Genomic DNA, 17,732 nt, shown 5'->3' with positions numbered 1-17,732 from the left:
GCGAACCCATCTCTTTCTTTACTTCCCGGCATCGCGTCTTCGCGCGACCATCCTGCACCGGCACATCGAATATCGATCGGCCGGCACTGGATTGCTTCGCTACGCTCGCAATGACGAAGGACGAATCACCCCGCCTTCGCCACCGCCACCAATGCGGGCCGCAGCAGCCGGTCCTTTATCATCCAGCCCGACTGCATCTCCTGCACGATCGTGCCCGGCGTCGCGTCGCTCGGCATCTCCATCATCGCCTGATGCCGGTTGGGGTCGAGCGGCTGACCCATCGCCTCGATCCGCGTCAGCCCGTTGCGCGCGAACACGTTCGCCAGCTCGCGCCCCGTCGCCTCCAGCCCGGTGACGAGACCCTTGAACTTCTCGTCCCCGCGCAACTCCGCCGGGATCGACGCCAGCGCGCGCTCCAGATTGTCGCTGACCGACAGCACGTCGCGCGCGAATCCGGTGGCGGCATAGGCGCGCGCATCGGCGGCGTCCTTCTCCGCACGGCGGCGCACGTTCTGCGTCTCGGCACGGGCGTACAGGACGTCCTGCTGCGCGGTCGCCACCTGCTCCTCCAGCGCGGCGATGCGCGCCTGCGTGTCGTCATGCTCGGCCACTTCGGGCGCGGCCTCGGCGGTCTGCTCGCGCAGGTCCGCGCCGTCGTTCTCGTTCTCGATCATTCCATTCCTGCTCGTTGTACGCGCGCTCACCCGATCCGGCGGGCCAGCGTCGCGGCGGTAAAATCAACCATGGGCACGACGCGCGCGTAGTTCAACCGCGTCGGGCCGATCACGCCCACGACGCCGACGACCCGCCCGTCCAGGCCCCGGAACGGCCGCGCGATCACCGACGATCCCGACAGCGCGAACAGATTGTTCTCCGCGCCGATGAAGATCCGCGTCGCATCGCCCGCGCGCGCCGAATCGAGCAGCGCGGCGATCTCCTGCTTCCCCTCCAGGTCGTCCAGCAGGTCGCGCACCCGTTCCAGATCCGCGGCGTCGGCATCGTCCAGCAACCGCCCCTGCCCGCGCACGATCAGCACCGGGCGCCGCGCCCCGTCCTCGCTCCACACCACCAGCCCGCGCTCCACCAGCGCGCGCGCCGCGCCGTCCAGCGTCGCGCGCCCCGCCGCCAGCTCGCGCTCCAGCCGCTCGCGCGCCTGCGCCAGTGTCAGGCCGCCCAAAGTCGCGGTCATGAAATTCCCCGCCTCGACCAGCGCGCCGGGCTGAATCGCCTCGGGCAGGTCGACGACGCGGTTCTCGACGCCCCCGTCCGCCGCGACCAGCACCGCCAGCGCCTGCACGGGAGACAGCGGCACGAACGCGATCGAGCGCAGCACCGCCTCGCGCTTGGGCACCATCACCAGCCCCGCGCACGCCGACAGGCCGGACAGCGCCGCGGTCGTCGCCGCCAGCGCCTCCTCCACCGGCCCGCCCGCCCCCGCCTCGATCCGCGCGCGTTCCTCCGCGCTCGGCTCCAGCGCCTGCATCATCCCGTCGACGAACAGGCGCAGGCCGCGGTCGGTCGGCATCCGCCCCGCGCTGGTATGCGGCGCGGCGAGCAGCCCCATGACCTCCAGCTGCGCCAGCACGTTGCGGATCGACGCGGGCGACAGGTTCAGCCCCGCCTGCGCCAGCGTTCGCGATCCCACCGGCTGCCCGCTGGCGATATAGCCGTCGACCACGCGGCGGAAGATGTCGCGCGCGCGGTCGTTCAGGTCGGCGATCGGCGGGGAAGCGGCCATGCCTCGCATGTATGCCTCCCCCCCGGCTTACTCAACGCTTCCCGATGAAGCCCGCGATCGGCAGCAGGTCGGGCGCGGAGGCGAGAGCCGCCGCCATCGCCTCGTTCCCCTGTCCGCATCCGCGATAGAAGGACAGGTGGTGCGCCGCGCCGCTCAATTCGCTCCACCGCACGTCGACGCTCGGCATGTCGGTCGGTGCGTTGCGGCAATCGGGAGTCCCCGGCTGCACCAGCCGCTCGCCGACCGGCCGGTACGGGCCCAGCGCCGCGGCGAAGGCGCGATAGGCGTCGGGCGACGCGGTGAACGCGCGCGTCCCGCTCACCGCGGTGTGGCGCTTCCCCTCGAACACCCCGCTGCCATCGGGCTGCACCGTCACCGCATAGACCGGGCACGTCCCGAAACACGGTGCGGTCTCGTACGTGATCGCCTCGCGCTCGATCGCGACCGGCCGTCCCGCGCCGGTCGTCGTCGCGCATCCCGACAGCATCGCGCCAGCCGTCATCGCCGTCATCGCCGTCATCGCCGTCATCATCGCCGTCATCATCCGCATGGTCACTCTCCCTTTCGCCGGTCGCACAACGCCGCTATCGCCTGCGCTATCCGACCTTGAGGAGAGTTGAATGCGCCCCAGCGGCCGCGCCCCCGATCAGATGCGTGCGATCACGATCGAACCCCGCTTCACCCGCCATGCGGAGGGATCGGTGCTGATCGGTTTCGGCGATACCAAGGTTTTGGTCACCGCCAGCGTGGAGGAGCGCGTGCCGCCCTTCCTGCGCGGCAAGGGACAGGGCTGGGTCACCGCCGAATACGGCATGCTCCCCCGCGCCACCCACACCCGCGGCAATCGCGAGGCGGCGAAGGGCAAGCAATCGGGCCGGACGCAGGAGATCCAGCGGCTGATCGGGCGCTCGCTGCGCTCCGTCACCGACATGGCGCTGCTGGGCGAGCGCCAGATCGTCCTGGACTGCGACGTGATCCAGGCCGACGGCGGCACGCGCACCGCCGCGATCTCGGGCGCCTGGGTCGCGCTTCGCCTCGCGATCGACGGCCTGTTGCAGAGCGGGAAGCTGTCGGCGGATCCGATCAGGCAGAAGGTCGCGGCGGTCTCGTGCGGCATCTATCAGGGCAATCCCGTCCTCGACCTCGATTACCCGGAGGATTCGGCCGCCGACGCCGACGCCAATTTCGTCCTGCTCGAAAACGGCCATATCGCGGAGGCGCAGGCTACCGCCGAACACGCCACCTATGACGAGGAAGCGTTGCTCCGCCTGCTGCGTCTCGCGCGTATCGGCTGTGCCGAGATCTTCGCCGCACAGGGACGCGCCGTCGCATGAGCGGGGAAGGTGCGGAACCGCAGGCGATCCGGAAGCTGAAGCCCGGAAAGCTGGTCATCGCCAGCCACAATGCGGGGAAGGTGCGCGAGATCGCGGCGCTGCTGGAGGGCCGTGGCCTCGACGTCGTATCGGCGAAGGCGCTGGACCTGCCCGAACCGGAGGAAACCGGCACCACCTTCGTCATGAACGCCGAACTGAAGGCGCGCGCGGCCGCCGACCTGTCGGGCCTGCCCGCGCTGGCGGACGACAGCGGGCTGTGCGTCGACGCGCTGGGCGGCGATCCCGGCATCTTCTCCGCCCGCTGGGGCGGGGAGAACAAGGATTTCGGCGCGGCGATGCGGCTGGTCGAGGACAAGCTGCGCGAAACGCCCGACGCGCCGCGCGACGCGCATTTCGTCTGCGCGCTGGCGCTGGCATGGCCCGACGGCCACGTCGAATGGTTCGAGGGCCGCGTCGACGGCACGCTCGTCTGGCCGCCCCGCGGCGACAAGGGTCACGGCTACGACCCGGTGTTCCAGCCGATCGGCCACGACGCGACGTTCGGCGAGATGGACGAACCGGCCAAGAACGACATCAGCCACCGCGGCGACGCCTTCCGCCAGATGGTCGCGGCGGTGTTCTGAAAACATGATGTGCTCCCGCGAAGGCGGGAGCCCAGACTGGGTCCCCGCCTTCGCGGGGACACATCGCCACGCTCAATACGCCCGCTCGCCCGCGACATTTCCCGTCGGCGCGTAGCGGCAGACGACATAGTCATCCCGCGCATTGCTCGCCGCCGCGCATCCGAATGCGGTCGTCGCGCGCCAGACGATCTGCGCATAATGCGTCACGTCGCCCGCGCGCCCCGTCCGGCTGAACCCCGGCGCGGGCCGGTTCACGAAATCGCGCCGCTCCGCCAGCCACAGGCCGACGACCTCCGCATAGGAATAATCGCCGCGCGTGCCGGTGAACAGATTCTCCCCCTGCCGCGCCGCGCCCAGCGGCCGCACCGAATGCTGGAACCGTCCCGTGCGCGCCAGTTCCTGCGCGTAATCCTGCGCCGCCGCCGCCAGCGCGGGGTCCCAGCGCAGCCGCGGCACGCCCACCGCGTCGCGCGCGCGGTCGTGCCCCGCGATCATCGCCGCGCGCAGTGGCGCGGTCCCGCGCGCCGGTCGCGGGCCGACCGGCGCCCGCTCCACCACGCGCTCCTGCGCCCCCGCGGCACCGGACAGGAGGATCGACAGGACGGCGACATGGCATCGGGCGCGCATCGCTGCCATATGCCGCGCCGCCATGGACCTCGACAATCCCCCCCCGCTCGCGCTGCCCCCGCTGGCACTGTACGTCCACTGGCCGTTCTGCGTGTCGAAATGCCCGTATTGCGACTTCAACAGCCACGTCCGCGCCTCGGTGGACCAGCAGGCGTGGCGCGACGCCCTGCTCGCCGACCTGGCGCATGAGGCGGCGCTGCTCCCCGGCCGCCGGCTGGGATCGATCTTCTTCGGCGGCGGCACCCCGTCGCTGATGCCCGCCGAAACCGTCGCCGCGATCATCGCCGCCGCCATGCGCGCCTGGTCCCCGGTCGCCGATCTCGAGGTCACGCTGGAGGCCAACCCCTCCTCGGTCGAGGCGGCGCGCTTCGCCGACATCGCCGCCGCGGGCGTCAACCGCGTCTCGCTCGGGCTACAGGCGCTGGACGACGCGGCGCTCCATTTCCTCGGCCGCGCGCATGACGTGGGCGAGGGGCTGGCCGCGCTCGACACCGCGCAACGCGCCTTCGCGCGCGTCGGCTTCGACCTGATCTACGCCCGCCCCGGCCAGTCGGTCGCCGCCTGGGAAGCCGAGCTGACGCGCGCGCTGTCGTTCGGTACCGAGCATCTGTCGCTTTACCAGCTGACGATCGAGCCCGGCACGCGCTTCGCCACCGAGGTCGCGGCGGGACGCATGGCGATCCCCGACCCCGATCACGGCGCCGACCTGTTCGAAGCCACGCGCCGCCTCACCGCCGCCGCGGGCCTCCCCGCCTACGAAATCTCCAACCACGCGCGCGCGGGCGCGCAGAGCCGCCACAACCTCGCCTATTGGCGCTACACCGACTACGCCGGGATCGGCCCCGGCGCGCACGGCCGCCGCGGCGGCATGGCCACGGTGCGGCATCGCAAGCCGGAGAACTGGATCGCCGCCGTGCAGCGCAACGCGCACGGGCTGGAGCGGGAGGACGCCCTCCCGCCGGAGGAGCGCGCGACCGAGGCGCTGCTGATGGGCCTGCGCCTGTCCGAAGGGGTCGACCTCGCCCGCATCGCGCGCCTGACCGGCCTGCCGATCCCCGCCCTGATCGACGAGGCCGCGGTGGCCGCGCTGCCCGCGCTCATCGCCCGCGACGGCGATCGCCTCACGGTCAGCGAGGCGGGCATGCTCCTCCTCGACGCGATCCTGCCGAAGGTCGTCCGCGCCGAGGCGGTGGCCGCCTAGTTCCCGAACCCGCTCGGCGCCGGCGACACCGTCACGGTCTGCCCGCCGCGGATCTCCTGCACCTCCAGCGCGCGTTCCGCGACGCCGTCGCGGCCGAAGCGGAACGGCCCGTCGACGCCCGCGAAGCCGTCCCCGTCGCGCAACCGCGCCTCCGGGAACGTGCTGCCGACGCGCCAGTCGCGCGCGACGCGCACGACCAGCAGGACCGAATCATAGCCGAGGCTGGACAATCGATACGGCGCCGCCCCGAACCGCGCGCGATATTTGGCGGCATATTGGCGATACAGCGAATCGGATACGCTCGCGAACCACGCCCCCGACAAGGCGGGCCGCGCCGCGATGCCGTTTTCGGTGTTCCAGAATTCGGTCCCCAGCAATTGCACCGACGGGCTCGCCCGCCGCAGCAGCGGGGCCGCGGTCGCCGCCGCCGCGCCGCCGTCCGCGACCAGCACCGCGCCATAGGGCGCGTCCTTGGCCATCCGCGCCACCGCGCCCGTGATGTCGCTCGCGCCGCGGTCGTACGTCTGGAGCGAGACGACGCGCCCGCCCGCCTGCTCCACCGCGCGCAGGAACGCGGTCGATGCGCGCGTACCGTACAAGGCGTTGGGGACCAGGCCCCCGAACGTCGATATGCCCCGCGTCTGCGCATAGTTCACGACGCGCTCGATCGCCTGCTGCGGGGAGTAGCCGAGCAGGTACGTGCCGTTCCCCGCCACGCCCGCGTCGTTGGAATAGGCCAGCACCGGCACCTTCGCCGCGCGCGCGATCGGCGCGACCGCGCGCACGTCCTCCGCCAGCAACGGCCCCAGGATCAGCTGCGCGCCGTCCGCGATCGCGCGCCGCGCCGCCACCGCGGCGCCCATGGCGGTGTCGTACGTCGTGATCCGCACCTGCTGGTTGCGCGTGTCGAGCAGCGCCAGCTGCGTGGCATTGGCCAGGCTGCGCCCGACGCCCGCGTTCGTGCCCGTCATCGGCACCAGCAACGCGACGCGGTTGCGCGCCACGTCCTGCGGCAGGCCCTGCGCCACCGCATCGTCGTCGACGCGCGGGGTCGTGACGGCCGGTGCCGCTTCCGGCGCGGGGACCGGGGCGCGCGGCACGACCGTGGAGCACGCACCCAGCAGCAGCGCCCCCGCCAGCGTCAGCACCCGTGCCATCATGCCGCCCCCCATCGTGCTCCCGTGTTGCCGGGTCGCCTCCGCCTCTGCCATGACATCTCCCGTGAACGCTGAAAACTCTTTGCCCGCCGGCCTCTACATCGTCGCCACCCCCATCGGCAATCTCGGCGACCTGTCGGCGCGCGCCGCCGACATCCTGTCGCGCGCGGACGTGATCGCGGCGGAGGACACGCGCGTCACCGCCGGGCTGCTCCGCCACATCGGCGTGAAGCGCCCGATGACCCCCTATCACGACCACAATGCCGAACACGCCCGCCCCGCGCTGATCGCGCGCATGGGGCACGAGGTCGTGGCGCTGGTTTCCGACGCGGGCACGCCGCTGATCTCCGATCCGGGGTTCAAGCTGGTGCGCGAGGCGCGCGCCGCCGGGCATCTCGTCGTCACCGTCCCCGGCCCGTGCGCGGCGGTCGCGGCGCTGACGCTGGCGGGCCTGCCGACCGACCGCTTCCTGTTCCTGGGTTTTTTGCCCCCGAAGGAGAAGGCGCGCGCCGACGCCATCGCGGAGGTCGCCGCGATCCGCGCGACCCTGGTCCTGTACGAAAGCGGCCCGCGCCTCGGCGCCTGCCTCGCCGCGCTGGCGAAGGGGCTGGGCGACCGCGAGGCGGCGGTGACGCGCGAGATCACGAAACGGTTCGAGGAGGCGGTGACCGGCACATTGTCCGCGCTGGCGGATCGCTACGCCGATGCGGGGCCGAAGGGCGAGATCGTCGTCGTCGTCGCGCCCCCCGATCCCCCCGCCCCCGCCAGCCTGAACGACGCCGACGCGGCCCTGACGGAGGCGCTGGAGCGGCTGCCCGCGTCGAAGGCGGCGGGCGAGGTCGCCAAACGCCTCGGCCTAGACCGCCGCGACCTGTATGCGCGCGCGCTGGCGATGAAGGGGGAGTGACGCCGCCCGCGATCGCGCCTGCATCCTACCGCTGCTGATAATCGATTCGGATCCGCACCCACGCCCCGACCTGCACCTCCCCGCCGATCCGCGGCGGGCGGACGCGGAACTGCCACGCCGCCGCCAGCACCGATCGCGCGATGTTCGATCCCGGCGGCGATTCGCCGACGATCACGCAATCCTCCACGCGGTAGTCGCGCACGGTGCGACAGGCGATCAGTCCCCAGCCCGGCCCGCGCGAGGTGGACAGATAGCCGCGCAACTCCTCCGGATAGGGTTCGCGATACCACGCCGCGGCGTACAGCGGCTCGCCGTTCGGCCCGCTGCCCTCGACGCGCGCGGTATCGGGCGGACCGCCGCCGCGGTTGGGCGGCCCCGCCACCGCGCGCGCCGGGGCGTCCGCGGCCGGGCGGTACGACGGCGGCGCGGGCGCGACGGGCGTCGTCTGCTGGCGCGGCATCGGCACGACGGGCGGCGGCGGGGCGGTGGCGACCGGCACCGACACCGGCGCCGGATCGGGGACGGGCTCCGGCGTCCGCGCGATCTCCCGCTCGACCGGCGCGCGTTCTTGCGGCTCGACCGGCGCTTCCTCCGGCTCGACCGGCGCCGATTCGCGATCGGGCTCCATGCTGAAGGTCGTCGTGCGCCCGTCCTTCTCCGGTCCCTTGATGTCGGGCGACAGGGTCAGCAGCAGCAGGATCAGCAGCAGTTCGGCCAGCAACGTCGCGCCCACGCCCACCGCGCGGCGCCCCAGCCGCTCGCGGAAACGCGCGGACCCGCGACGCAGGAATTCGAACGGGGAATGGGACACGCGCGATTCTTCCGGACCTGGGGGGCGGGGCCGCCCTGCCACGACGGCGGCGCCGCGAACAGGCCGCACCGTCTTGCGCCGCACCCTCGCCGGCCGCATCGTCGCGCGATGCGATCGCCCCACCCCGCCAGCGACCGGCGCCCCGTCCGCGACCGCCGGATCGCGGAGGCCGCGGGACGCCGCGGGGAACGGATGGCGGCCTGGTGGCTGCGGCTGAAGGGCTGGACCATCCTGGACCGGCGCGTGCGGACGAAGGCGGGAGAGGTCGACCTGATCGCGCGCCGCCCCGGCCTGATCGCCTTCGTGGAGGTGAAGACCCGCCGCACCGCCGCCGACCTCGACCTCGCGATCGACGAACGCCGCCTCGCCCGCGTCGCCGCCGCGGCGGAGGCGCTGATGCCGCGCTACGCCACCGCGGGAGAGGATATCCGCGTCGACGTGATCCTGTTCGCGCCCGGTCCTGCGCGGCGTGCGGTGATCCGCCATATCGAGAATGCGTGGATCGGATGACAATCGTCCCCCGCACGCCTATCGCCGCTCGGTTCGTCCTGAGGGAACCCTGAGCGCAGCCGAAGGGTCGTATCGAAGGACAAATGTGGTTCGAGACGAGGCTCCGGCGTCGCTCGGCCCCTCCTCACCACGAACGGAGGTTTCATTGACACTCACCGTCGCGGTCCAGATGGACCCGATCGCCGGCATCAACATCGCGGGCGATTCGACCTTCGCGCTGATGCTGGCCGCGCAATCGCGTGGCCACCGCCTGTTCCACTATCAGGCGGACGACCTGAACTGGTCCGACGGCCGGCTGTGGGCGCGCGCGAATCCCGTCACCGTCCAGCGCGTCGTGGGCAACCATTTCCGCCTCGGCGATCCCGTATCGCTCGATCTGGGCGCGGAGGCGGACGTGGTGCTGATGCGGCAGGATCCGCCGTTCGACCTGGGCTATATCACCGCCACCCACCTGCTCGAACGGATCGCGGACCGCACGTTGGTCGTCAACGACCCGAAAAGCGTCCGCGACGCGCCCGAAAAGGTGTGGGTGCTCGATTTCGCGCGCTTCATGCCCCCCACGCTCGTCACGCGCAGCCTGGACGAGGCGCGCGCGTTCCTGAAGACGCACGGCGCGATCGTGGTGAAGCCGCTGCACGGCAACGGCGGAAAGGCGATCTTCCGCGTCGGCGCGGAGGGCGAGAACCTGTCCGCGCTGATGGAGGTGTTCAACCTCACGTGGCGCGAACCGCACATGATCCAGGCGTTCCTTCCCGACGTGGCGAAGGGGGACAAGCGCATCGTGCTGGTCGACGGCGAGGTCGCGGGCGCGATCAACCGCCTGCCGGGCGAGGGCGAGATCCGCAGCAACCTGGCGGTCGGCGGTTCGGCGGAGAAGACGCAGCTGACCGCGAAGGAGCGCGAGATCTGCGCCGCACTCGCGCCCGAGCTGAAGCGTCGCGGGCTGGTGTTCGTCGGCATCGACGTCATCGGCGGCGAATGGCTGACGGAAATCAACGTCACCTCCCCCACCGGCATCGTCGCGATCGAGAAGTTCGACGGCACCGATATCGCGGGCATGATCTGGGACGCGATCGAACGCCGCCACGCGAGCCGGGCCGCTTGACCGAGTTCATCCTCGATTGGATCGCCTGGGGCGGCTATTTCGGCATCGTCCTGCTGATGGCGCTCGAGAACGTGTTCCCGCCGATCCCGTCGGAGGTCATCATGGGTTTCGGCGGGATCGCGGTGGCGCGCGGACAGATGGAGATGGTGCCGCTGGTTCTTTGGGGCACCGCGGGGACGACCGCGGGCAACATGTTCTGGTACGTGATCGGCCGCCGCCTCGGCTACGAACGCTTCCGGCCGTTCGTGGAACGGCACGGCCGCTGGCTGACGCTGGAATGGGAGGACGTGGAGCGCGTCCGCCACTTCTTCCGGCGCAAGCGCGGCGGGTGGACGCTGTTCGTGTTCCGCTTCATGCCCACGTTCCGCACGCTCATCTCGCTGCCCGCGGGCATGGCGAAGATGCCGGTGTGGCAATTCGCCGCGATCACCTATGTCGGCAGCCTGATCTGGAACGGCGTGCTGGCGGGCGCGGGATACATGCTGGGATCGCGCTTCCAGCAGCTCGACCGCTTCCTCGGCCCGCTCGGCATCGCGGTGACGGTGCTGGCGCTGGCGATCTGGGGCTATCGCGTCGCGACCTGGAAACCGCGGGAACGCTGATCGGCAAACGCCACCTCCGTTCGGCCTGAGCGAAGTCGAAGGCTACGCGCATAGGCTTCGACGTCGCTCAGCCCGAACGGAAGTTGGTCAGGCCCGCGGATGGGCGTGGCGATAGACGTCCAACAGGTGCGCCGCATCGACCGCGGTATAGACCTGCGTCGAACTCAGGCTGGCGTGGCCCAGCAGCTCCTGCAACTGGCGCAGATCCGCCCCCCGGCCCAGCAGGTGGGTCGCGAAACTGTGCCGCAGCGCGTGCGGCGTCGTCCGCTCGCCCAGCCCCAGCGTCGCGCGCGCCGACCGGACCTTGACCCGCACGACCCCCGGCGACAGCGCCCCGCCCTTCGCCCCGCGGAACAGCGCCGCGTCGCGCGCGATCGACCACGGCACCGCCCCGGCATAGGCCTCCACCGCCTCCCGCACCGCGGGCAGCAGCGGCACGATCCGCACCTTGTTGCGCTTCCCCGTGACGACCAGCGTCTCGCCCAGCGGCAGCACCGCACCGGTCAGCCCCAATGCCTCCCCGATGCGCAACCCCGCGCCGTACAGCAGCAGCAGCACCGCCCAGTCGCGCGCGCCGATCCACGGCTCGCTCGCCTCGTCCGCCACCTCGCGCGCCAGTGCCACCGCCTCGCCCGGCGACACCGGGCGCGGCACGCCCTTCTTCACCCGCGGTCCCCGCGTCCGCGGCGCGGGTGCCCCGGCCCATGACAGGAACGCGCGCACCGCCGACAGCTCGCGCGCGGCGGAGGCGTTCCCCAGTCCCTCGCCGCGCCGCTGCGCCAGGAACGCGCGCAGGTCGGCCGCCTCGACCGCGCACAGCCGCGCGCGGTCGACCGGCCCGCCCCAATGCGCCTGAAGGAAGCCCAGCAGCCGTTCCGCCCCCGCGCGATAGGCGCGGACGGTATGGTCCGACCGCCGCCGGTCGCGCGCCAGATGCTGCGCGAAGTCGTGGGCGAGCGGGGCGGTCATGCCCCGTCCCCTACCACATCGCTCGCGGGCGTGCCCGGATCAGGCCGCGGATCAGGCCCCGGATCAGGCCCCGGATCAGGCGGCGCCGTGGCAATGCTTGTACTTGCGGCCAGATCCGCACGGGCACGGCGCGTTGCGGCTGACCACGCCTTCCCAGCTGGCGGGATCCTCGCCCAGTTCCATCGGCCCCGGCTGGACGATCTGCAACGGCGGCAATTGCGTCTGGACCAGGCCCAGGGTCCCGCCGTCGATGTCGTTGGAATTGTCCTCGCCCGTGAACGGGTCGAAATGCGTGGTGATGAAATCGGGCAGGTCGGGCATCGGCGGGGGCGCCTGCATCCGGAACTGCGCATGTGCGATCGTCTTGGTCACATCCTCGCGGATCGCGTCCAGCATCCGCTGGAACAGCGCGAACGCCTCCTGCTTGTATTCGTTGATCGGCGTCTTCTGCGCATAGGCGCGCAGGTGGACGACCTGGCGCAGCGCGTCGAGCGTCGCCAGATGCTCCTTCCAATGATGGTCCAGGTTCTGGAGCAGGATCGACTTCTCGACCTGGATCCAGGTGTCCGGCTCCAGCTCGGCGGACTTTTCCGCGACCGACGCGTCGGCTTCCGCCTGCACGCGCTCCGTCACCATTTCCGGATCGACCGCCTCTTCCTTCAGCCATTCGTCGATCGGCGGTTCCATGTTCAGGATTTCGGCCAGCCGCGCCTTCATCCCCTCCACGTTCCACTGCTCGGGGTAGGAGCCGGGGGGGCAGGCGTCGCCGACGATCGCGTTGACCGTTTCGGCGCGCATGTCGTCCACGACGTCGCCGACCGTATCGGCGTCCATGATGGCGGCGCGCTGTTCGTAGATGACCTTGCGCTGGTCGTTCATCACGTCGTCATATTCCACGACCTGCTTGCGCACGTCGTAGTTGCGCGCCTCGACCTTCTTCTGCGCGGTCTCGATCGCCTTCGTCAGCCACTTGCTGCCGATCGCCTCGCCGTCGCCGATGTTGTTGCGCATCATCTTGGCGAACAGCGTATCGGGGCCGAAGATGCGCAGCAGATCGTCGTCCAGCGACAAATAGAAGCGGCTCAGCCCCGGATCGCCCTGCCGCCCCGACCGGCCGCGCAGCTGGTTGTCGATGCGGCGCGATTCGTGGCGCTCGGTGCCCAGCACGAACAGGCCCCCCGCCTCCAGCACGCGCGCCTTCTCCGCCTCGATCTCCCTGCGGATGGCGTCGATCGCGGCGTCGCGCTCCGGCCCCTCGGGCATCGTCTTCAATTCGTCCTCGACCCGGAACTCCAGGTTGCCGCCCAGCTGGATGTCGGTGCCGCGCCCCGCCATGTTGGTCGCGATCGTCACCGCGCCCAGCCGCCCGGCCTGCGCCACGATATGCGCCTCCTGCTCGTGATAGCGTGCGTTCAGGACCGAATGGTCGACGCCTTCCTGGTTCAGGAATTCGCTCAGCAGCTCGGACTTCTCGATCGAGACGGTGCCGACCAGCACCGGCTGCCCGTTCTGCGCATGTTCGCGGATCTTCTTCGCGATGGCGCGGAACTTGTCCTGCGTGTCCTTGTAGAATTCGTCCTCCTCGTCGACGCGGCTCACCGGCTTGTTCGTCGGGATCGTGACGACGTTCATCTTGTAGATGTCGAAGAATTCCGCCGCCTCGGTCGCGGCGGTGCCGGTCATGCCCGACAGCTTGGGGTACATGCGGAAATAGTTCTGGAACGTGATCGAGGCCATCGTCTGGTTCTCGGGCTCGATCTGCACGCCCTCCTTCGCCTCGACCGCCTGGTGCAGGCCGTCGGACCAACGGCGACCGTCCATCATGCGCCCCGTGAATTCGTCGATGATGACGATCTTCCCGTCCTTGACGATATAGTCGGTGTCCAGCTTGAACATCACGTTCGCGCGCAGCGCCTGGTTCAGGTGGTGGACGACCTGCGTATTCTCGAAATCGTACAGGTTCTGCCCTTCCAGCAGGCCCGCCGCCTCCAGCATCCGCTCGATCTTCTCGGTCCCGTCCTCGGTCAGGACGATCGTCTTCTGCTTCTCGTCCTTCTCGTAATCCGCCTCGTCCAGCTGCTTCACGACGACGTCGACCTGCATGTACAGCTCGGACTTGTCGTCGGTCGGGCCGCTGATGATGAGCGGGGTGCGCGCCTCGTCGATCAGGACCGAATCGACCTCGTCCACGATCGCCATGGCGAAGGCGCGCTGCACCATGCTGGCGCGATCGTACTTCATGTTGTCGCGCAGGTAATCGAACCCGAACTCGTTGTTCGTGCCGTACGTGATGTCGCTGTCGTAGGCGGCCTTGCGCTGTTCGTCGGTCAGGTTCGGGATGATCGTGCCGACGGTCAGGCCCAGGAAGCGATAGACCCGCCCCATCCACTCCGCGTCGCGCGCGGCGAGATAGTCGTTGACGGTGATGACGTGGACGCCGTCGCCCGGCAGCGCGTTCAGGTACACCGCCAGCGTCGCGACCAGGGTCTTGCCCTCGCCGGTCCGCATCTCGGCGATCTCGCCGCGGTGCAGGACGATGCCGCCGACCATCTGCACGTCGAAATGCCGCATCCCCAGCACGCGCACCGACGCCTCGCGAACGGTCGCGAACGCCTCGGGCATGATCGCGTCCAGCTTCTCCCCGTTGGCCAGCCGCTCGCGGAACAGGACGGTCTGGTTCGCCAGCGTGGCGTCGTCCATCGCCTGGAGTACGGGCTCGAACGATGCGATCTTCCGCAGGACCGGATCGAGCGACTTGACGTAGCGGTCATTGGACGAACCGAAGAGCGATTTGGCGAGGCCACCGAACATGCGGGCGTATTCCTGTCTGCGAGCGCGCGCGGACGCCGCATCGCGGCCCGCGCCTGAATCTGGATGAAGGGGGGCGGCCGGCGCACCGGCCACGACGCTATTCGCGCCGGCGCGTGGCGTAGAGCGGTGCGATCGCGGCAAGCGCGAAGGCGCGCACGACGGGCGCGATGGTCTGGACCGCCGGCACCGGCAGCGCGGCGACGGGCCGCGCGGCGGGCGCGACCGCGACCCGCGGCGCCGACACCCGCGCCTGCTGCGCCACCGCCTGCGCCACCTGCGGCTGACGCACGCTCCCGCCCACGCCGGTCAGCGCGGACAGCAGGGCGGACAGGAGCAGCAGCAGGTTCATCGCATGGCCGACATAAGGTGCCGTGCCTGTGACGCCAACCGAATTAATATCGGCGTAACGTGCCACCATGGCTCGCCGCGAAGAATGGCCGCGGACGGTCTTACGATGGTATCTACGCACCCGTTGCCGGAACCGGGATGGCGGTCCCGGCCGGTGGCAGCTTCCATCGATAGCTGGACGAGAAATGCCGCAGTCGCGGGCCGTTCGCGCTGACGACGCGAAACCATCCCCGTTCGATCAACAGGCGGCACGTCGCCTGATCGAGGATCGGATGACCGCTCGACCGGTCGATACGACAGGAATCGATCCGGCCATCGCGTGCCACGTTCCACGACAGCTCGACTGTTCCTTCCAGTCGGGCGGCCTTTGCCGCTTCGGGATAGTCCTGCGGGCCGATCCAGTCGGGCAGATAGGCCGTCGGAACGGCGACCGCGATCGTCGGGGCGTTCCCATCGTCCAGCCACCAGGCCCGCACCTGTCCTCCCGCTGACCACAACGACGCCCCGTGTTCGACGATCAGCATCGCGCACGTCGCCGCCAAGACGATCAATCGCCCGTCCGTGCGCAGGGTAAGCCAGGACCGGCGCCGGGCGGGCGTCGAGTCGCCTGCCCGATCGGGCTCGTCTTTCGGCCGCTCGCCCAATTCCAGCCCCTTTGCCGCACCGGTACATCATCCTATGCGCACGCCCATGTCCACGTCCATATCCCCGCTCGCCACCCCCTTCCCCGACATGCCGCCGATCGCGGGCGTCACGATCCGCGTCGCACGCGCGCGGTACAAGGAATGGGATCGCTGCGACCTGACGCTGGCGCAGCTGGCGCCGGGCACGACGGTGGCGGGCGTGCTGACGCAATCGAAATGCCCCTCGCCGGAGGTGGAGTGGTGCCGCCGCGCGCTGGTGCTGGGGGAGGCGCGCGCGCTGGTGGTCAATGCGGGTAATTCCAACGCCTTCACCGGCGACCGCGGCCGGACCGCGGTGGAGGCGATTGCGGCGCGCACCGCGGGCGCGCTCGGCTGCCGGCCGTCGGACGTGTTCGTCGCCTCCACGGGCGTCATCGGCGTGCCGCTGCCGATCGACAAGGCGGAGGCGGGGCTGGACGCCGCCTATGCGGCGCAACCGGCGGACTGGCGCGCCGCGGCGGAGGCGATCGGGACGACCGACACCTATCCCAAGGGCGCCGTCGTCACCGCGGTGGTCGACGGCCGGACCGTGACGCTGGCGGGAATCGTGAAGGGTTCGGGCATGATCGCGCCCGACATGGCGACGATGCTGGGCTTCGTCTTCACCGATGCGACGGTGGAGGCGGGGTTCCTGCAACGCGCGCTGTCGGATGCCAATGCGCGGACCTTCTCCTGCATCACCGTCGACGGCGACACCTCCACCAGCGACACGGTGCTCGCCTTCGCCACCGGCGCGGCGGGGAACGCGCCGCTCCGCCACGAGGACGACGCGGGGGCGGATGCGTTCCGCGCCGCGATGGCGGACCTGTGCCGCCGCCTCGCGCTGCTGGTCGTGCGCGACGGCGAAGGCGCGACGAAGCTGATCGAGGTGACGGTCGAGGGCGCGGACAGCGACCGGTCCGCGCACCGCATCGCGATGTCGATCGCCAATTCCCCGCTGGTGAAGACCGCGATCGCGGGCGAGGACGCGAACTGGGGCCGCGTGGTCATGGCGGTGGGCAAGGCGGGCGAACCCGCCGAGCGCGACAGACTGTCGATCCGTTTCGGCGACACCCAGGTGGCGCAGGAGGGCGTCGCGGTCGCCGGCTATGACGAAGCGCCCGTCGCCGCCCACCTGAAGGGCCGCGAGGTGGAGATCGGCGTCGACCTGGGGCTGGGCGAGGGCAGCGCGCGCGTGTGGACCTGCGACCTGACGCACGGCTACATCTCGATCAACGCGGACTATCGCAGCTAGCGCGGATCGACGGCCGGATGCCGCGGCGGAATGGCGCAGCGACAGGGTGAACCCGCAAGCGAAACAGGTTTCGCGCATCGGGCCGCGCCGATGCGCCATGGCCTATCCCGCCACGCGGCACGTGCCGCCGACGCGGGCGGCGCGCTGGTCGAGCAGGACGCGCATCGCGCCCTTCGCAGTCCGCCCCGTCATCTCCGCGCGGCCCGCGAAGCCGCGATCGTCGTAGGTGCCCGAACGGACGACCCGCATCGGCTCCCCCTTCTTCTGCGGGCAGAGCAGCGCCTGCGAATACCGCCCGTCGGTCGTCTCCTGCCGCTCGATGCGGCACTGCGCCTTGGGATCCGGCGCCAGGACGGCCGCGATGCCCTGCCCCGGCGCCAGGCACTTGTGTTCCTTGCGCGACTTGCCCTTCGCCATCTTCAGCAGGAAGCCCGGCGCCCCGGGCACGGTCAGGTCGACGACGGTCGACGTCACGGCCCAGCGCACGGGCGGGACGGATTGCGCGGATGCGGCGACGGGAAGCGCGGCGAGACAGACGAACAGGGGGACAAGACGCATCGCGCGACGGTGGCGCGCGCGCCGGTCCGGCGCAAGCCCGGGGTGGACGTATCGGGACAGGTAAGTGGCGGAGAGGGTGTCCGTAGAAGTGCGATACCGCCAGCGATCGGGATCGTGCGCTAACGATCATAATAACTCCGTCTTACGGCTGGACATGGAGACCCAGTGCAGCTCTTCGGTTCGCCTGCATTCGCTCGCGCTCGTTGACGACCACTCCCGAAGTGGGCACAAAAGTGGGCACGGGTGACTTGCAAAGACGGTCCCCACCGAAGGATCGTCCACATGGCTCGAGCGCTCAACAAGCTGAACGTCAAACAGGCTGCCGCGCTGACGAAGCCGGGGCGCTACTCCGATGGCGGAGGGCTTTATCTGCGGGTGACCACGACTGGTTCACGCTCGTGGGTTTTTATGAGCGTGGAGAACAAGAAGCGGGCGGAGATCGGATTGGGCTCCGCAAACGCGCTGCCGCTTGCCGCAGCCCGCCGAATGGCTTCTGAGATGCGGGAAGCTGTGG

20 protein-coding genes are annotated in these 17,732 nt (G+C 70.6%); 9 read left to right on the top strand and 11 right to left on the bottom strand.

Annotation, left to right across the window (positions count from 1 at the left end; genetic code table 11):
* Nucleotides 1-125 precede the first annotated feature (125 nt).
* The 3 genes from grpE to ASG29_RS04510 are packed head-to-tail and all read right to left on the bottom strand — an operon-like array spanning nucleotide 126 to nucleotide 2,288.
* Entirely contained in the window at nucleotides 126-674 is a 549-nt protein-coding gene (grpE, locus tag ASG29_RS04520; protein WP_055980935.1) for a nucleotide exchange factor GrpE, read from the bottom strand.
* 26 nt (nucleotides 675-700) lie between these two features.
* Nucleotides 701-1,738, bottom strand: a complete 1,038-nt coding sequence (gene hrcA / locus ASG29_RS04515) for a heat-inducible transcriptional repressor HrcA (RefSeq protein ID WP_055980932.1) — start codon at nucleotides 1,736-1,738, stop codon at nucleotides 701-703.
* A 31-nt stretch (nucleotides 1,739-1,769) separates the two neighbouring features.
* Nucleotides 1,770-2,288: a DUF6438 domain-containing protein gene (locus ASG29_RS04510; protein ID WP_055980929.1), complete on the bottom strand. Its 519-nt coding sequence runs from the start codon at nucleotides 2,286-2,288 to the stop codon at nucleotides 1,770-1,772.
* 70 nt (nucleotides 2,289-2,358) lie between these two features.
* Here ASG29_RS04510 and rph point away from each other — a divergent pair, with 70 nt between their 5' ends.
* Nucleotides 2,359-3,072, top strand: coding sequence for a ribonuclease PH (gene rph / locus ASG29_RS04505; protein ID WP_055980926.1), 714 nt, complete (start codon nucleotides 2,359-2,361; stop codon nucleotides 3,070-3,072).
* Nucleotides 3,069-3,695: an RdgB/HAM1 family non-canonical purine NTP pyrophosphatase gene (gene rdgB / locus ASG29_RS04500; protein ID WP_055980923.1), complete on the top strand. Its 627-nt coding sequence runs from the start codon at nucleotides 3,069-3,071 to the stop codon at nucleotides 3,693-3,695. The genes rph and rdgB overlap by 4 nt, the downstream gene beginning before the upstream one ends.
* Nucleotides 3,696-3,767: 72 nt before the next feature.
* Here rdgB and ASG29_RS04495 read toward each other — a convergent pair whose 3' ends face one another.
* On the bottom strand, nucleotides 3,768-4,322 hold the full coding sequence (locus ASG29_RS04495) for a CAP domain-containing protein (protein WP_321163179.1): 555 nt from the start codon (nucleotides 4,320-4,322) through the stop codon (nucleotides 3,768-3,770).
* A 22-nt stretch (nucleotides 4,323-4,344) separates the two neighbouring features.
* Between ASG29_RS04495 and hemW the strand changes: the two genes are divergently transcribed.
* Nucleotides 4,345-5,523 carry a radical SAM family heme chaperone HemW gene (gene hemW, locus ASG29_RS04490; RefSeq protein WP_055980919.1) on the top strand — a complete coding sequence of 393 codons (1,179 nt, stop codon included), beginning with the start codon at nucleotides 4,345-4,347 and terminating at the stop codon, nucleotides 5,521-5,523.
* On the opposite strand, the gene ASG29_RS04485 is transcribed toward hemW, so the two are convergent.
* Entirely contained in the window at nucleotides 5,520-6,734 is a 1,215-nt protein-coding gene (locus ASG29_RS04485) for a penicillin-binding protein activator (RefSeq protein ID WP_055980916.1), read from the bottom strand. The genes hemW and ASG29_RS04485 overlap by 4 nt on opposite strands.
* Between ASG29_RS04485 and rsmI the strand changes: the two genes are divergently transcribed.
* Nucleotides 6,733-7,587 carry a 16S rRNA (cytidine(1402)-2'-O)-methyltransferase gene (gene rsmI, locus ASG29_RS04480; protein ID WP_055980913.1) on the top strand — a complete coding sequence of 285 codons (855 nt, stop codon included), beginning with the start codon at nucleotides 6,733-6,735 and terminating at the stop codon, nucleotides 7,585-7,587. The genes ASG29_RS04485 and rsmI overlap by 2 nt on opposite strands.
* Nucleotides 7,588-7,612: 25 nt before the next feature.
* Here rsmI and ASG29_RS04475 read toward each other — a convergent pair whose 3' ends face one another.
* Nucleotides 7,613-8,398, bottom strand: coding sequence for a hypothetical protein (locus tag ASG29_RS04475; protein WP_055980910.1), 786 nt, complete (start codon nucleotides 8,396-8,398; stop codon nucleotides 7,613-7,615).
* A gap of 108 nt (nucleotides 8,399-8,506) precedes the next feature.
* Between ASG29_RS04475 and ASG29_RS04470 the strand changes: the two genes are divergently transcribed.
* The 3 genes from ASG29_RS04470 to ASG29_RS04460 all read left to right on the top strand — a co-directional run bounded on the left by ASG29_RS04470 (nucleotide 8,507) and on the right by ASG29_RS04460 (nucleotide 10,615).
* Nucleotides 8,507-8,908, top strand: coding sequence for a YraN family protein (locus tag ASG29_RS04470; RefSeq protein WP_055980907.1), 402 nt, complete (start codon nucleotides 8,507-8,509; stop codon nucleotides 8,906-8,908).
* 145 nt (nucleotides 8,909-9,053) lie between these two features.
* Complete coding sequence (gene gshB, locus ASG29_RS04465) at nucleotides 9,054-10,013, top strand: glutathione synthase (protein ID WP_055980904.1); 960 nt, start codon at nucleotides 9,054-9,056, stop codon at nucleotides 10,011-10,013.
* Nucleotides 10,010-10,615: a DedA family protein gene (locus ASG29_RS04460; protein WP_055980901.1), complete on the top strand. Its 606-nt coding sequence runs from the start codon at nucleotides 10,010-10,012 to the stop codon at nucleotides 10,613-10,615. The genes gshB and ASG29_RS04460 overlap by 4 nt, the downstream gene beginning before the upstream one ends.
* A gap of 87 nt (nucleotides 10,616-10,702) precedes the next feature.
* On the opposite strand, the gene ASG29_RS04455 is transcribed toward ASG29_RS04460, so the two are convergent.
* The 4 genes from ASG29_RS04455 to ASG29_RS04440 form a co-directional block, all read right to left on the bottom strand.
* Nucleotides 10,703-11,584, bottom strand: a complete 882-nt coding sequence (locus tag ASG29_RS04455; protein WP_055980897.1) for a tyrosine recombinase XerC — start codon at nucleotides 11,582-11,584, stop codon at nucleotides 10,703-10,705.
* A gap of 75 nt (nucleotides 11,585-11,659) precedes the next feature.
* Nucleotides 11,660-14,395, bottom strand: coding sequence for a preprotein translocase subunit SecA (gene secA, locus ASG29_RS04450; protein ID WP_055980894.1), 2,736 nt, complete (start codon nucleotides 14,393-14,395; stop codon nucleotides 11,660-11,662).
* A 97-nt stretch (nucleotides 14,396-14,492) separates the two neighbouring features.
* On the bottom strand, nucleotides 14,493-14,813 hold the full coding sequence (locus ASG29_RS04445) for a hypothetical protein (protein ID WP_156457889.1): 321 nt from the start codon (nucleotides 14,811-14,813) through the stop codon (nucleotides 14,493-14,495).
* Between the two features lie 43 nt (nucleotides 14,814-14,856).
* Nucleotides 14,857-15,267, bottom strand: coding sequence for an energy transducer TonB (locus tag ASG29_RS04440; protein WP_156457888.1), 411 nt, complete (start codon nucleotides 15,265-15,267; stop codon nucleotides 14,857-14,859).
* Between the two features lie 166 nt (nucleotides 15,268-15,433).
* Between ASG29_RS04440 and argJ the strand changes: the two genes are divergently transcribed.
* Complete coding sequence (argJ, locus tag ASG29_RS04435) at nucleotides 15,434-16,660, top strand: bifunctional glutamate N-acetyltransferase/amino-acid acetyltransferase ArgJ (RefSeq protein WP_055982182.1); 1,227 nt, start codon at nucleotides 15,434-15,436, stop codon at nucleotides 16,658-16,660.
* Between the two features lie 102 nt (nucleotides 16,661-16,762).
* Here argJ and ASG29_RS04430 read toward each other — a convergent pair whose 3' ends face one another.
* The gene (locus tag ASG29_RS04430; RefSeq protein WP_082515649.1) at nucleotides 16,763-17,218 is read right to left on the bottom strand and encodes a DUF3617 domain-containing protein; all 456 of its coding nucleotides are present in this window, start codon (nucleotides 17,216-17,218) and stop codon (nucleotides 16,763-16,765) included.
* Between the two features lie 282 nt (nucleotides 17,219-17,500).
* Here ASG29_RS04430 and ASG29_RS16305 point away from each other — a divergent pair.
* The coding region (locus tag ASG29_RS16305; RefSeq protein ID WP_156457931.1) for an Arm DNA-binding domain-containing protein at nucleotides 17,501-17,732 on the top strand (232 nt) is incomplete at its 3' end.

This window comes from Sphingomonas sp. Leaf412, from assembly GCF_001425405.1.
In the GTDB taxonomy this organism is placed as follows: domain Bacteria; phylum Pseudomonadota; class Alphaproteobacteria; order Sphingomonadales; family Sphingomonadaceae; genus Sphingomonas.
Note: the sequence above shows the minus strand (reverse complement) of the source record. Positions and strands in the feature narration are given on the sequence as shown.